The following is a 14,392-nucleotide window of genomic DNA, read 5'->3' on the forward strand; positions in this document are numbered from 1 at the left end:
GCCTTATGCTAGTATCTTCCCCGGTATCATACTAATAATAACCAGGGAGTTTCACCGATGAGAAAACTGCACCTTATGCTGATGCTGTGCCTGCTGCCACTTATGGCCATGGCACAGGACGACAACAGCCTGAGCGTAGAGCGCTTATGGCAACTGCAGCGCATAGGCTCGCCCGTGGCATCGAACGATGGCACTTATATTGTTGCGCCGGTAACCAAATATGATGTTAAAGCCGATAAAGGCCACACCCGCTTGTGGCTGTTTAGTGCCGATGGCAAACAGCAAACACCGCTTAGCGCCGAAGGCCTGCGTGCCAGCGAAGCCACTTTTTCGCCCGATGGCAAAACCTTAGCCTTTATCAGCCAGCGCGACAAAGACGATACCGGGCAAATTTATCTGCTGCCAATGGGTAAACCCGGCGAAGCGCAGCGCTTAACGCAAGTGCCAACGGGTGTGCATGGTATTAAATGGGTGGGTAAACACCTGTATTTTATCAGCCGTGTCTGGCCGGATAAAAGCTGGGACGAGATGAGTGAACAGCTAAAAGCCGAAAAAGATAAAAAAGTGTCGGCCCGGCAGTGGAATGCGCTGCCTTACTCGCAGTTTGACCACTGGATAGACGAAAACCGCCAGGCGCATGTATTTCGTATAGCTGCCAGCGGCGGTGAGGTGCAGGCCGTTACCCAGCCACTGGGTTATGAATTACCGCGTGCCAGCCAAAGTGCGTCCAGCTACGATATTGACAGCAAAGAGCAGTACATCGCTTTTACTGCCAACGGCTGGGACAATCATGTAGATGCCAAAATTGATATTTTTCTGGCCCGCATTGGTGGCGACAGCGCACAAAACCTCACTACCGACAATCAGGCGCCGGATGCTAACCCCAGTTTCAGCCCGGACGGCAAAAGCCTGGCTTTTACCCGCCAGCGCATTCATGGCTTTTATGCTGATACCGCCAAATTAACTATTTATGATCTGGCAAAAAAAACCAGCCGTGAGTTAGCCGACAACTGGGACCGTTCAGTCAGTAATTTTGTCTGGGCAGCCGACAGCCGCGGTTTTTACAGCAGTATCGACGATGCCGCCACCCAGCGCCTGTACCATATCGATGCCAAAAGCGGTAAAACCCGCGCCATTACCAAAGCCACCAGCTTTGGCCAGCCGGTTTTAGCGGGCAACAATACTCTGGTTGCTACCAACGACAGCTTTATGTATCCGGCGCGGCTGGTAACGGTAGATGCCCGTAACGGCAAAACCACCCGGCTGGACAGCTTTAACGACGATATTCTGCATAACACCGAACTGGGTAGTTATGAGTCGGTAACCTATAAAGGTGCCGATGGTAAAGACATCCAGATGTGGCTGCATTACCCGGCGGGCTTTGATAAAAGCAAAAAATACCCGCTGTTTTTACTGATACATGGCGGGCCGCATAATGCCATTGGTGACAGCTTCAGCTACCGCTGGAATGCCCAGACCTTTGCCTCCTGGGGTTATGTTACCGCCTGGCCGAATTTTCATGGTTCAAGCGGTTTTGGCCAGGAGTTTGCCGATGCGATAAACCCCGATTGGCGCACCAAGCCATTAGCCGATATACAGGCAGCCACCAAATGGTTTGAAAACCAAAGCTGGATCGACACCGACCGCATGGTAGCCGGTGGTGCCAGTTACGGCGGTTATTTAACCTCAGTGCTGCTGGGCACCGAGCACCCGTTTAAAGCGCTGCTTATTCATGCTGCGGTATACAATATGTACTCGCAAATGGCGGCCGATTTTGCCGTGCATTCCACCCGTTTTGGCGGTTACTGGGAAAACCCGGACATCTACAAAAACATATCGCCGCACTACCACGCCGACAAATTTAACACGCCAACCTTAGTGAGCCACGGCCAGCTGGATTACCGGGTACCGGTAGGCCAGGGGTTTGAGTTGTTCCGCACGCTGCAAAGCCGTGGCGTAGAATCGCGGATGATTTACTTCCCCGATGAAAACCACTGGATCTTAAAACCGAATAACTCCATTTATTGGTACAACCAGGTAAAAGACTGGATGACCAAATTCGCCGAACCCGGCGCACGTTAAGGCTTAATATCACGGCGCCTGCGGGCGCCGTTTATGGTTTCAACTTGCATTGGAGATATAAATGTCATCATCGCCTTACCATTATTTTGATCATCAGCGTTTAACGCTGCAATGCGGCAGCCGGCTACCGGCCGCGCAATCCTTGTTGCAATTGGCGGGTAACGAACCGCTGCTGGCGCAACTTGCTGCCGAGCCCACCGCACAGCAATTGCTGGATGCCACAGAGCAAGCCTATCAGGCCGGTTACGAGCAACAGGCCTCTACCGAATTTGAACTACAAGGCCTGGCTTTTGCCGGTATTGGCGATCCGCTGTTGCAACTGGATCTGTTGTCGCAGGTATTGCCTGCCTTTAAACGGCAGCGCCATGGCGTGCCAGTTACGCTGGTCAGTTATGGCCTGGTAGCACCAAGCGAGGCTGCGGCGTTATGCCAACAGCTGCTTGAGCTGGAAGTAGAGCGGCTGGAAATTTACCTGCCGGCTACTAACCCGCCAGCCTATCAGCAAGCGGTAAAGCCAACACAATTGGGTTTTAGCGACGTATGCCAGTTTATTCATACTGCCAGCGAAGCCGGCCTGCAGGTCAGCTGCTTTGCCTATGCGCCGGTAAAACAGCAAAGCGAACTGCGCGCGCTGGCGCTGGATTTAGGCGCACGGCAGTTTGTGGTTAAACCTCAGCAGGGGGCTTAAGCAAGCTATCCAGTTCAGTGCGCTGGCGTGGCAGCACCGCCAGCTCTAATCCGAGCAATTTAAAATAGCTGCGTAAATTATCTAACCGCGGGTTGCCATTATCGTTTTCTATATCGCTGACAACCTGGCGGCTTAAACCGGTAAGTTTGCATACGTCTGTTTGTGACATCTGCAAGCCTTCGGTGCGTAAGGCTTTACCAATCTGGCCCAGAGTTGTGCTGCCAGACAGCATTTGCTGCATCAGGCGTTGCTTTAATGCAAAGCGATCTATTGTGGTAGTGGCCTTAGCTTTTGTCATGGCAATAACCCCCACTTCTGCAGCCTGGTTTCCAGATAGGCAAAGCCCATCACCGGCATCTGCATTATGCTGGCAGGCACGCCGCGCTCTGTTAGGCGCCCTGGTAAGTGCTGTAGTTTGGCGGCCAATTGGCGTAATTCGGTTTTAAACAATTCAGGTTCACCATAACAGGCCAGGTGGTCACATAACCCCAGCCAGTCAATATCACCACCGCGCTCAAATGTGTTGCTCCAGTGGGTTGTACGCATTACCACTTCCGGATCTGCCTTCATGGGGGCAAAGTCATAAATGGGGGCCAGTGATACCGCCGTCGCATGTTTGAGTACCGCCATATTGCGGCCATGGTTATCAGAGTTGCCAAATACCACGTTTAACAAGTCACGCTTCAGGTATTCGGCGGTTAATTCTGCCGCAGTTTGGCTGTTAACCACTTGAATAAGTACCTTTAATACCTCTTCATGTTTCAAATGGCTGCCAGCGGGTTTATTTAACAGCGAGAACACAGATTCAACACCATAACGTTGTACAGCATCGGCATTAAACTCCCTGTCAAAGCGCGGCAACCAAAGCGAGGGCTGTTTGCTACCTTCGTGCAGCTGCAGTTTGGCAACGTCCATGCTGGCAAACCCCAGCTCTGCCAATTCACAGTAATAGTGGTATTCCGTGCGCAAAATATCCTGGTCTATCGCAGTGTTACCGCGTGGAAATTTCACCAGATAATGTGCGTCAGCACTGTTATCGTTTTGCAGGGTGTCTATCCATACCTCGCGCTGCGGGTTTAGCCTGACCAACAATTTAGGTGCGGCACCACCGGCACCGGTTGCGCCGCCCGACACTGCGCCGCGTTGTCTGGCATAGTTTAAAAAGTCATGGTCACGCTCTATTACCTGCTGCTGTTCAAAACGCATCTGCTCCAGTGCATTTACCTGTTGCACTACGGCCATTTCAACAGACTCTTTCAGGCGTAAGTTACCCACAGGGGCAATCGTGCCGGCTTGCAACAAGGTGAGATCCTGCACTGCCAGCGGCTGTTGCTGCAGGCCCAGCATATCCAGCCACAGTGTGCGGGCGTAGCCCATCGGCATAATATCTTCAAACACGCCGGGCCAGCTGTTAAAGCTGTACACGTCCATAGGGTTAACCGGGTACATGACCGAAAAACTACGTGATCCCATCTCATCAAAATAAGCTGCGGCGTATGTTGTCCGGGCCTGCAAAGATACCCGGCTATGTTTGCCTGCCTCCGGGGCGGCGATGGTAATAACAAAAGCATCCTGCCAGTGGCCATCATTAAAGGCTTGTAGTGTAAGCTGCATAAATGTCCTGTTGCTGCTGTTCTGTTGTCTAATATAGCGTACAAAAAAGCAGAAAGGACAATTTTTTGTCTAACATAAGGCGCAATTTTGCTAAAAAGACAATTATTTGTCTGATATATCAGACAAGTAATTGTCTTGCTAAACCCAGCGCGGTTAAGGCATTAAGTTTAATGCCTGGCGGCGGCCGGCTTTACTCTGGTGTCATACAAATGCTGCAGTGCTTCGGTTATCGTCATATCGGCGTTTTCACTCAGGTAACGCTCTACCTGTTTATGCACAAAAATCACCGCTTGTTTATGCTGTTTGGCAAAGGCGGCGCATTGCTGTTTTAGCTGCTGGTTAAATTCCTTTTCGGCCACCTGCTGGTGAACTGCCTGGATCGCCTGCTCAAAGCTGTTGCCGTTATCAGCAAAGGCTTCTTTTAAGGCGTTTTTCGGTATCCGGTAGGCTTTACTGGCAAAATCCAGCGCTTCACGAAACGTATCAAAGCTCTCGCCAAACACGTCAAACACCAGCGGCGCGGTATCTGCTACCAACTGGCTAACACCACCGGCTTCATAGTCAAAGCCAAAAAAGTTAAGCCGCTCAGTGGTTTCCGCGCCCAGTTTTAAGCCCGCTTCAATACTGTGGCGCAGGCTAAAATCTAACCCGGCTAACTCTTCCGTCGTCCACATCTCGTAAATGCTCAGCGCCTTGGCATACTTTTTAGCCAGTTTGGTTTTGGCAAATTTGTGCCGCTCATCCAAAGTACCAGCCTTGCAGGGTTTAACCAGCTCGTGGCACTCATTACAAACCGGAATTTTTAAAAACTCACTGGCCTCGCGCGTGGCCAGGTAAAACTCCAAATACTGCTGCGGCGGCGCATAGTCATGCGTAGCGGCAATACAGCCGCAGTAATAGCAGGTGTTAAAGTGGTTGCTACGGGTGGGTACAAGCAGGTTGTAGTCGGTATCGTTGGCCATAGTAGCGTCCAAAGCTGAGCATTATAACTAAATTGGGTTTAGGTGTTGGGTTATTCAACTATACCTTTTAGCCTGGCGAAGGTGCGCATATTTTCATCGGCTGGCAGTGGCGGGTAATCCGTGTTTTTTGCCATTAGCAGATACTGCCCGTCAGCGATTTTTTTCACATCACGCAGCAGGTATTGGTTATCACCGCTTATATCCTGACGCTCTATCGCCACGGTACAGTTTTGCAATGAACCGGCGCTGGTGGGGCTAATCAGCTCAAGTAGCAGTAGCTGGCCATCTAATATCGGGTTTTTGCTGCCATTCATTGAGTTGCCGCTGGCACGGGCCAGAAAATGCTTGTCCGGGTTCAGGTTGCCAAAGCTTGCAGGGGCATGAAGATAATCAACGTCACTGGCATCGCCGGTTTTAAAGTGGCCGCAGGCGATTTTGATATTGGGAAAGTAACGCAGCTGTGTCAGGGCTGTGCCTGCAACTGAAGTTGTCTCATCATTGGCTGCGTTAATGGGGCTTGCTGCAACCCGGGTGACAGTAGGTTGTGTGGTGCCAGCATAAACAAACTCATCTTTACTTAACCACAGTTTAGCGCCATTAGCTTGAGCAACGCCGTAAGCCCAATCACTTACCGCGCGCGACTTTACCGCGTCGCAATAAAAATAAGCGCCCAGTTCTTTGCTTAGCAGTTGCTCGTTAAGTACCAGGTTTTGTTCTTGCCAATTGTCCCTATGCTGCTGCGCCGCTAAATGATCACGTTTACTGTTATTGCAGGCGCTGTGAGTGGCTACAAAGTTATGGCCTAAATCTGTAGAGTAGCGGGCGAAGGGAATAAAGTGATCAACATCGGCGCTGTTATTATTCAGTGGTTTATTGCAGTAAAAACACAGGCCACGCTGAATTTCAATTAATACCGGGCGTGCTTTATTCAGTGCATTACGATCCACGCCAAATAAAAACTGCTGCAACTGGCTTTGCGGGCCTATCAGTTGTTGATTGTCTTTAATGCTCTGAATTTTTTGCAGCCAGGCATTTTTTGCCAGATACACCACCAGATCGTAAAAGCGGCGGAATGAATAGGCGATGCCTGTGTTTAGCTTAATAAGTTTGCCGTTATCAGTATGCGGATATAAAAAGCATTCCGCCTGCTTGGACAAAATTTGTAGGCGCCACAACGGGCCGTCTTTTAGCGTTGCCAGCGTAGCGCGGTAAATTTCTTTCCAATACCGGCTTTGCTTTAACTGGCGGATATTGCGGATATCATTTTGCTGACACTGATACAAAACGCTGATCACTTTCGATTGTTTACCGGTGTTTTGCTTTAGCAGTGCCGCATCTCCGTTATTACCGCTGGCAAACGGCACTGCATGGTGCCAGTACAGCAGAATAAATTTATCCACCAGTTCATCCAGCGTGATCACCAGTTCGCTGTCCGGTTGCTGTAGAGGGTGTTCAACGCAGACATCGGCAATAGCATGCAACAGGGCAAACTTATAGGTGGCGCTAAAGTCGCCTTCATTTAGCATGCGCTGGATATAAGCAATAAAATCAAGTTGCTGCTGCATACCTGCCATAACTAAACCGCGCTCTTTGTCAGTATGGCGTTAAGCCAGGTTTCGTTATTACGCTCTGGCCGCTGATCGCACGTAAGCCAGGTTTTGTTAAGTCTTAGCCCTGCTATGTTAGCGACCAGCGCTGTTAATTGTTGCTCATTCATATCGGTAAAACGTCTGCCATTTACGTCACGCTCTGAGTCACCATATTTGAACGACACATACAGCACTGCACCCGGTTTAAGTGCGCGTTGTAACCGCGAGAAAACATCAGGCAAGGTTTGCCTGGCTACATGCAGCAAACTGGCGCAGCACCAAATACCATCAAAGGTTTTTGTTTCATCCAACTGTTCAAAGCTACGCACTGCAACAGTTTGTTGTAAGCGCCCACTGGCAATTTTCGCCATTACTGCACTGGCATCAAAAGCACTGACGGTAAAACCCTGTTGCTTAAAATAGCTGGCATCGCGGCCACTGCCGCAGCCAGCATCAAGAATATGGCCGCCGGGTTTAACCAAAGGCAGAAATTCGCTATATAGCGCAGTCATATCAATCTGATCGGTTGCTAAAACAAAGTCAGCCGCATTCTGGTTGTAATAATCTATTGTTTCAGATGACATTTATCTGGCCGTGGTTTCGCAACAAACGCTTTGATACTACCTGTGTTTTATACTGTTTCAAAGCTTAGAGATAAACCTAAGCAACTATCAGCCGTCATTTGAGTTTTGCCACATATAAACAAACTAACCCCACGGCTTTGGCGTATAGCTTAACTGTTGAATAACTTTGGGGTGTTTATGGCGGCAGGGTCTAAGGTTCCGGCGCATCGTTTTTCCCGTTTGGGCAGTTTGGCGTCGTTGGCGGGGCGGGTTGCCGGTGGCATGCTGGCTGAAGGCGCGCGGCAGTTGGCGCAGGGTAAAGTACCGGCGAAAACCGATATGCTGCTGACACCGGCGAATGTGCGCCGGGTGGCTGATCAGCTGGCGCATTTGCGTGGTGCGGCCATGAAAGTAGGGCAGTTATTGTCGATGGATGCCGGCGATATGCTGCCACCGGCGCTGAGCGATATTTTGGCCCGGTTACGCTCTGGGGCGAACCCTATGCCGGTAAAGCAACTGGCCGCTGTGTTACAGGCCGATTGGGGCGATAACTGGCAGCAGCATTTTGCTGATTTTACCTTTACGCCGTTAGCGGCGGCGTCTATTGGCCAGGTGCATCATGCCTATCATGACGATGGCCGCCGGTTGGCGATAAAAATTCAGTATCCCGGTGTAAAACACAGTATCGACAGCGATGTGGATAATGTGGCTACGCTGCTGCGCATTAGCGGTTTGCTGCCCGCCGGGGTGGATTATCAAAGCCTGCTGCAAGAGGCCAAGCTGCAATTAAAAGCCGAGGCTGATTACCTGCAAGAGGCGGCGTATTTGCATGAGTACCGGCAGTTGCTGGCTGGTAACAGCGATTTTTTATTGCCTGAACCTATAGCAGAGCTAAGCACGGCCAATATACTGGCGATGACCTTTGTTGACGGTGTGCCGGTGGAATCGCTTGTAGAGCACAGCCAGGCAGAACGTGACAGGGTAATGCAGTTATTACTTGCTTTGCTGTTTCGCGAGCTGTTTGAATTTGGGCTGGTGCAAACCGATCCTAATTTTGCCAATTATTTGTATAACACGGCGTCAGGGCAGTTGGTGCTGCTGGACTTTGGCGCTTGCCGCCGCTACAGCCCGCAATTTATCCAGGGCTACCGGCGTTTATTTACTGCCGCACTGGCGCACGATAATACCGCAATAGCGCAGGCATTAAGTGATATTGGTTTTTTTAGCCAGCAGATAATGCCAGAGCAAAAGCAGGCCGTGCTGAAACTGGTAACCATGGCTTGTGAGCCACTGATGCAGGATGCGGTGTTTGATTTTGGCAATACCGATTTAGCCCTGCGCCTGCGCGAAGCTGGCACCGCCCTTAGCCTGCAGCAGAATTACTGGCATGCACCGCCGGCCGATGCCATTTTTTTACACCGCAAAATTGCCGGCCTGTATTTACTGGCGGCGCGGTTAAAAGCCAGAGTTAATGTACGCGCCCTGTTACCGCTTTAAACAGCCGGTAGGAAAAAAATCCCGAACTATTGTAAATACTACAAATAAGGTGAGCAGAGTATTTTAAAAAAGTTCAATAAAAACAATGTAGTATTTTTGGTTTGTTTTTTGCTTAGCTAAGGTTGAATACAAGGTAGCCGCGACTATTGCGCCACCTTAATAACATTAACCTGGAGAACAACCATGAATATCAAAACTCCCCGTTGGCTGGCATCGTTTTTTGTTGTGTTATTAAGTGTTTCCGTTGTTGCTTGCGCCACTATTGAAGGGGCCGGTAAAGACATCGAAACTGCCGGCGAAGAAATTCAAGACGCAGCAGACGACAATTAACAACTTAACGACAGGAGCTTACACCATGTACAGGTATATGAAATCTACATTTATGTTAGCTGCACCCGTGTTGGTGTTTCTGGCCATTTATACCGTTGGTGTGGTTGTCGGTAATAATGTTTTTAATTATGTCGCAGTTTACATGGCGGCCTGTTGTGCCATGTTGATGTTGTTTTTTATTACCCGCCACAACGATGATTGTAAAAACGCGCTGGCAGCCGTTGGCTTGGGAGCGTGTGTATTTTTCGGGTCGTCTTATATGGTTCAGGCCCTGGACCAGAAGGCTTACCCGCGGCCGGTGTATTCTGAGACAACCGCAGTACTGGCAAATGCCACTATTCAGCATTGGTTAGCCCGTCGGCTGCCAAATACTGAGCCATCGGGTGGCGCACGGCCGGTAATATCAGCCCCAAACGACGCAGAACCGCTTTCGCAATAACCGGCGGTTTTCACCAGCAAAGGCGCTAAAGCAGGGCTGTTATTGCAGCTGCTTGGCGCCACTGCCGTTTTACTCTGACGAGACTATACTGGACACTATTGCTGTTGGTCAGCGTTTTTGCACCGTTGGTCGCGCAACGATTAGTTCACGCTTGATTACATACAAGCCTGTATGTATATTGCCAGTCTTATTCTGCCTATGCTGTGCACAGCGTGTTGGGGCAGTGTCTCACAGGAGTTTGTATGCGTGTAAATATTAAGCTGTTAAGTGCATCAGTGCTGGCCTTGTTACTGGTGGCCTGTAGCGAGCCGGAGCAAGCCGGAGCGCAGGGTGCAGCCACACCCGAGGTTGAGGTGGTCACAATAAGCAAGTCGTCTGTGGCGTTAACTACCGAATTACCGGGCCGCACTACGGATTATCGCCAGGCCGAGATCCGCCCGCAGGTGAACGGGATTTTAAAGCAGCGTTTATTTACTGAAGGCCAACTGGTTGAAGCGGGCCAGGTACTGTATAAAATTGATGCCGCGCCTTACCAGGCAGCACTGGCCAATGCCAAAGCCAACCTTACCAGCAGCAAAGCCGTGCAGCACAATGCCAAGCTTAAAGCCGACCGTTTTAAAGGTTTGCTCGGTGGCAAAGCAGTAAGCCAACAGGATTTTGATGATGCCCAGGCTACGCTGATGCAGGCTGATGCCGCAGTAGCCAGCAGTGAAGCCGCGCTGCAAACCGCGCAGATTAACCTGAATTACACCGAAATTACCGCGCCGATTGCCGGCCAGATTGGCCGCTCTGCTGTTACTGAAGGCGCGCTGTTAACAGCAAACCAAACTCAGATAATGGCTACCATCCGCCAGTTAGACCCGATTTATGTTGATTTAACCCAATCCAGCAGCGAGTTGTTGCGGTTAAAACGCCAGCACAGCGGCGACAACAGCGAAAAGGTTAGCGTAGATTTATTGCTGGATGATGGCAGTGAATATGCGCACAAAGGCAGCCTGCAGTTTTCTGAAGTGAACGTAGACCCCAGCACCGGCATGGTAACGCTGCGGGCGGTGTTTCCGAATGAAACCGGCGATTTACTGCCAGGCATGTTTGTGCGGGCGCGCCTGCACCACGGTACCGATGATAATGCCCTGTTAGTGCCGCAAGCTGCGGTGAGCCGCACGCCTAAAGGCCAGGCATCGGTAATGCTGGTAAACAGCGAAAATAAAGTAGAAGCCCGCGTTATTGAAACCGGCCGTACTGTTGAGCAAAGCTGGCAGGTGCTGTCGGGCCTTAAAGCGGGTGAAAAAGTGATTGTGGCCGGGCTGCAAAAAGTGCAGCCGGGTGCCACGGTTAAAGTGGTTACGGCGCAAGCTGCTACTAAAAACGACGCCGCTAATACTGCTGCGCAGTAAACTCAGGAGTAGCAGATGGCAAATTTCTTTATTAACAGGCCTATTTTTGCCTGGGTAATTGCAATAGTAATTATGTTAGCCGGGGTGTTGTCGATTAAACAACTGCCGGTAGAGCAATACCCACGCGTAGCGCCACCGGCAATCAGTATCAGTGCTTCATACCGTGGTGCTGCGGCGCAAACGGCAGAAGATGCGGTAACCCAGGTCATTGAGCAGGCGATGAACGGCCTGGATAACCTGATGTATATGTCGGCCAATACCGATTCATCCGGTAATGTTAGCCTGACACTGACCTTTGAAACCGGTACCGATCCGGATATTGCCCAGGTACAGGTGCAAAATAAGCTACAACAGGCGTTACCGTTATTACCGCAGGAAGTGCAGCAAAACGGCGTGCGGGTAGCTAAGTCTAACGGCGGCTTTTTGATGGTGGTGGGCTTTATCTCTGAAGATGGCAGCATGGCGCGTGATGATATATCCGACTTTGTGGTTGCCAACGTAAGAGACCCGTTAAGCCGCACCGCTGGCGTAGGTAATGTGCAGGTATTTGGTAGCCAGTACGCGATGCGGGTATGGCTGGATGCCGATAAGTTAAACCAGTTTCAGCTGACTCCGGCCGATGTTACGTCGGCTATTCAGGTGCAGAATAACCAGGTAACTGCCGGCCAGTTAGGTGGTGCTCCGGCGTTGCCGGGCCAGCAGTTTAATGCGGCTATTCTGGCGCAAACCCGGCTGACATCGGCGGAAGAGTTCGGCCAGATTTTACTACGGGTTAATGCCGATGGCTCGACAGTTAAGCTGTCTGATGTGGCCCGTATTGAACTGGGCGGTGAAGATTACTCGGTTATTGCCCGTTATAACGGCAAAATGGCCACCGGTTTAGCCATTGAGTTGGCCACCGGCGCTAACGCGCTGGATACTGCCAATGCGGTACGGGCTAAGCTGGCCGAGCTGGAGCCGTATTTCCCGGCCGGTTTATCTACCGTGATCCCTTACGACACCACGCCCTTTGTTGAAGTATCTATCAGCTCGGTTGTGCAAACGCTGATTGAAGCCATTATTCTGGTGTTTTTCGTGATGTATCTGTTTTTACAGAACTTCCGCGCTACGTTAATTCCTACCCTGGCGGTACCGGTAGTGTTACTGGGTACCTTTGGTGTGATGTCGGCGTTTGGCTTTACCATTAATACCTTAACCATGTTTGGTATGGTGCTGGCCATCGGCCTGCTGGTAGATGATGCCATTGTGGTGGTTGAAAACGTTGAACGGGTAATGAGCGAAGAAGGCTTAGGCCCGGTAGAAGCCACGCGTAAATCTATGGGCCAGATCACCGGCGCTTTGGTTGGTATCGGCCTGGTGCTGTCGGCAGTGTTTGTGCCTATGGCGTTTTTTGGCGGTGCTACCGGGGCAATTTATCAGCAGTTTTCTATTACCATTGTAACGGCCATGGCGTTGTCGGTGCTGGTGGCATTAATTTTCACCCCGGCACTGTGTGCCACTATGTTAAAACCCATTAAGGGCGATCATCAGGCCAAGGGCGGTTTCTTTGGCTGGTTTAACCGGGGTTTTGACAGCACCAACCGTAATTATCAGCGCGGTGTTGCCGGCATGCTGGCGCGGCCTAAGCGGTCGATGCTGGTATATGGCGCTATTGTTGCCGTTATGGCGCTTATGTTTATGCGCTTACCCACCTCGTTTTTGCCGGAAGAAGATCAGGGTGTATTTTTATCTCTGGTACAACTGCCAACCGGTGCCAGCCAGGAGCGTACTGAGGCCGTAATGGATAAAGTGGCCGAGCACTATGGCTCTGAGGCTGCGGTGCAATCGGTATTTACCGTATCGGGCTTTAGCTTTGCCGGCCGGGGCCAGAATATGGGCCTGGCGTTTGTGCGGTTGGCTGACTGGGGTGATCGTGGCCCGGAAGATAGCGTGCAGGCGGTTATTGGCCGCGCCTGGGGCTTTTTCAGTACGGTAAAAGAAGCGCAGATTTTTGCCTTTAACCTGCCGCCTATTGCCGAGCTGGGCCGGGCAACGGGGTTCTCGTTGTTTTTGCAAGACCGTGGTGGTGTAGGGCACGAAGAACTGTTGAAGGCGCGTAATCAGTTACTGGGTATGGCAGCGCAAGAGCAAGGCCTGGTAGGTGTGCGGCCAAATGGTATGGAAGATGCCCCGCAGTTACAAATTAACGTGGATCAGCTAAAAGCGCAGGCGCTGGGCGTGTCGCTTGGCGATATAAACCAAACGCTGTCAATTGGCTGGGGTTCTACCTACGTTAACGACTTTGTTGACCGTGGCCGGGTGAAAAAAGTGTATGTGCAGGCTGAGCCTGAGTTTCGGATGACACCGGAAGACATTAAACGCTGGCATGTGCGTAACAGCAACGGCGAAATGGTGAGCTTTGCTTCTTTTGCCAGCAGCGACTGGGTATACGGCCCGCAGCGGTTAGAGCGCTACAACGGTGTATCGGCAATGGAAATTCAGGGTGAACCGGCACCGGGCTCCAGCTCGGGTGATGCGATGGCCACCATGGAGCGGTTAATTGGCCAATTACCAGACGGTATTGGTTTTGAATGGACGGCAACCTCGTATCAGGAAAAACTGTCTGGCTCACAGGCACCGGCATTGTACGCCTTATCTATTCTGGTGGTGTTTTTGTGTCTGGCGGCACTGTATGAAAGCTGGAGCGTGCCTTTTGCAGTAATACTGGTAGTGCCGCTGGGTATTGTTGGTGCACTGACAGCCGCTTATATGCGCGGCCTGGGTAACGACGTGTACTTCCAGGTAGGCTTACTGACCACTATGGGGCTGGCGTCGAAAAACGCCATCTTAATTGTTGAGTTTGCCCGTGAACTGCAACAGCAGGGTAAAGCGCTGGTAGATGCCATATTAGAAGCGGTGCGCTTACGTTTACGGCCCATTATTATGACGTCAATGGCATTTTCTTTAGGTGTGTTACCGTTGGTTATCAGCAGTGGTGCGGGTTCGGCCAGCCGTAATGCCATTGGTACCGGTGTACTGGGCGGCATGATTTCAGCAACCGTATTGGCCGTGTTTCTGGTGCCGGTGTTTTATCTGGTGATAATGCGGGTGTTTGCAGCAAAAGCCAAAAACACGCAGCAGGATGATGCCGGACAAGATGATAGCAAAGTGGTGAAGCAGTCTTAAATGAACACAGGGCAGCAATGCTGCCCTGCTAAGTTTGTACCTTTACCGGCTTTTCGGTCCCACGCT

The 14,392-nt window shown here is 51.0% G+C and carries 12 protein-coding genes; 7 read left to right on the forward strand and 5 right to left on the reverse strand.

What is annotated here, in order from left to right:
• Nucleotides 1-57: 57 nt before the first annotated feature.
• Both MJX74_RS09030 and MJX74_RS09035 read left to right on the forward strand, forming a co-directional pair.
• A complete protein-coding gene (locus MJX74_RS09030; RefSeq protein ID WP_240222544.1) occupies nucleotides 58-2,082 on the forward strand; it encodes a S9 family peptidase in 2,025 nt (674 codons plus the stop codon).
• 61 nt (nucleotides 2,083-2,143) lie between these two features.
• Entirely contained in the window at nucleotides 2,144-2,770 is a 627-nt protein-coding gene (locus MJX74_RS09035) for a hydrolase TatD (protein ID WP_240222545.1), read from the forward strand.
• On the opposite strand, the gene MJX74_RS09040 is transcribed toward MJX74_RS09035, so the two are convergent.
• The 5 genes from MJX74_RS09040 to MJX74_RS09060 form a co-directional block, all read right to left on the reverse strand.
• The gene (locus tag MJX74_RS09040; RefSeq protein ID WP_240222546.1) at nucleotides 2,748-3,068 is read right to left on the reverse strand and encodes a helix-turn-helix domain-containing protein; all 321 of its coding nucleotides are present in this window, start codon (nucleotides 3,066-3,068) and stop codon (nucleotides 2,748-2,750) included. The genes MJX74_RS09035 and MJX74_RS09040 overlap by 23 nt on opposite strands.
• The gene (locus MJX74_RS09045) at nucleotides 3,065-4,384 is read right to left on the reverse strand and encodes a type II toxin-antitoxin system HipA family toxin (RefSeq protein ID WP_240222547.1); all 1,320 of its coding nucleotides are present in this window, start codon (nucleotides 4,382-4,384) and stop codon (nucleotides 3,065-3,067) included. The genes MJX74_RS09040 and MJX74_RS09045 overlap by 4 nt, the downstream gene beginning before the upstream one ends.
• A gap of 167 nt (nucleotides 4,385-4,551) precedes the next feature.
• Entirely contained in the window at nucleotides 4,552-5,346 is a 795-nt protein-coding gene (locus MJX74_RS09050) for a hypothetical protein (RefSeq protein WP_240222548.1), read from the reverse strand.
• A gap of 50 nt (nucleotides 5,347-5,396) precedes the next feature.
• Nucleotides 5,397-6,920: an HNH endonuclease signature motif containing protein gene (locus tag MJX74_RS09055; protein WP_240222549.1), complete on the reverse strand. Its 1,524-nt coding sequence runs from the start codon at nucleotides 6,918-6,920 to the stop codon at nucleotides 5,397-5,399.
• A 2-nt stretch (nucleotides 6,921-6,922) separates the two neighbouring features.
• Nucleotides 6,923-7,519: a class I SAM-dependent methyltransferase gene (locus MJX74_RS09060; protein WP_240222550.1), complete on the reverse strand. Its 597-nt coding sequence runs from the start codon at nucleotides 7,517-7,519 to the stop codon at nucleotides 6,923-6,925.
• A gap of 177 nt (nucleotides 7,520-7,696) precedes the next feature.
• Here MJX74_RS09060 and MJX74_RS09065 point away from each other — a divergent pair, with 177 nt between their 5' ends.
• The 5 genes from MJX74_RS09065 (at nucleotide 7,697) to MJX74_RS09085 (ending at nucleotide 14,326) form a co-directional block, all read left to right on the forward strand.
• Entirely contained in the window at nucleotides 7,697-8,995 is a 1,299-nt protein-coding gene (locus MJX74_RS09065) for an ABC1 kinase family protein (protein ID WP_240222551.1), read from the forward strand.
• 183 nt (nucleotides 8,996-9,178) lie between these two features.
• A complete protein-coding gene (locus tag MJX74_RS09070; protein ID WP_240222552.1) occupies nucleotides 9,179-9,325 on the forward strand; it encodes an entericidin A/B family lipoprotein in 147 nt (48 codons plus the stop codon).
• A 37-nt stretch (nucleotides 9,326-9,362) separates the two neighbouring features.
• On the forward strand, nucleotides 9,363-9,764 hold the full coding sequence (locus tag MJX74_RS09075; RefSeq protein ID WP_240222553.1) for a hypothetical protein: 402 nt from the start codon (nucleotides 9,363-9,365) through the stop codon (nucleotides 9,762-9,764).
• A 242-nt stretch (nucleotides 9,765-10,006) separates the two neighbouring features.
• Nucleotides 10,007-11,161, forward strand: coding sequence for an efflux RND transporter periplasmic adaptor subunit (locus MJX74_RS09080; RefSeq protein ID WP_240222554.1), 1,155 nt, complete (start codon nucleotides 10,007-10,009; stop codon nucleotides 11,159-11,161).
• Between the two features lie 15 nt (nucleotides 11,162-11,176).
• Nucleotides 11,177-14,326, forward strand: a complete 3,150-nt coding sequence (locus tag MJX74_RS09085) for an efflux RND transporter permease subunit (RefSeq protein ID WP_240222555.1) — start codon at nucleotides 11,177-11,179, stop codon at nucleotides 14,324-14,326.
• The last annotated feature ends 66 nt before the right edge of the window (nucleotides 14,327-14,392 follow it).

The sequence above is a fragment of the Rheinheimera hassiensis genome, from assembly GCF_022436675.1.
Classification (GTDB): Bacteria; Pseudomonadota; Gammaproteobacteria; order Enterobacterales; family Alteromonadaceae; genus Alishewanella; species Alishewanella hassiensis.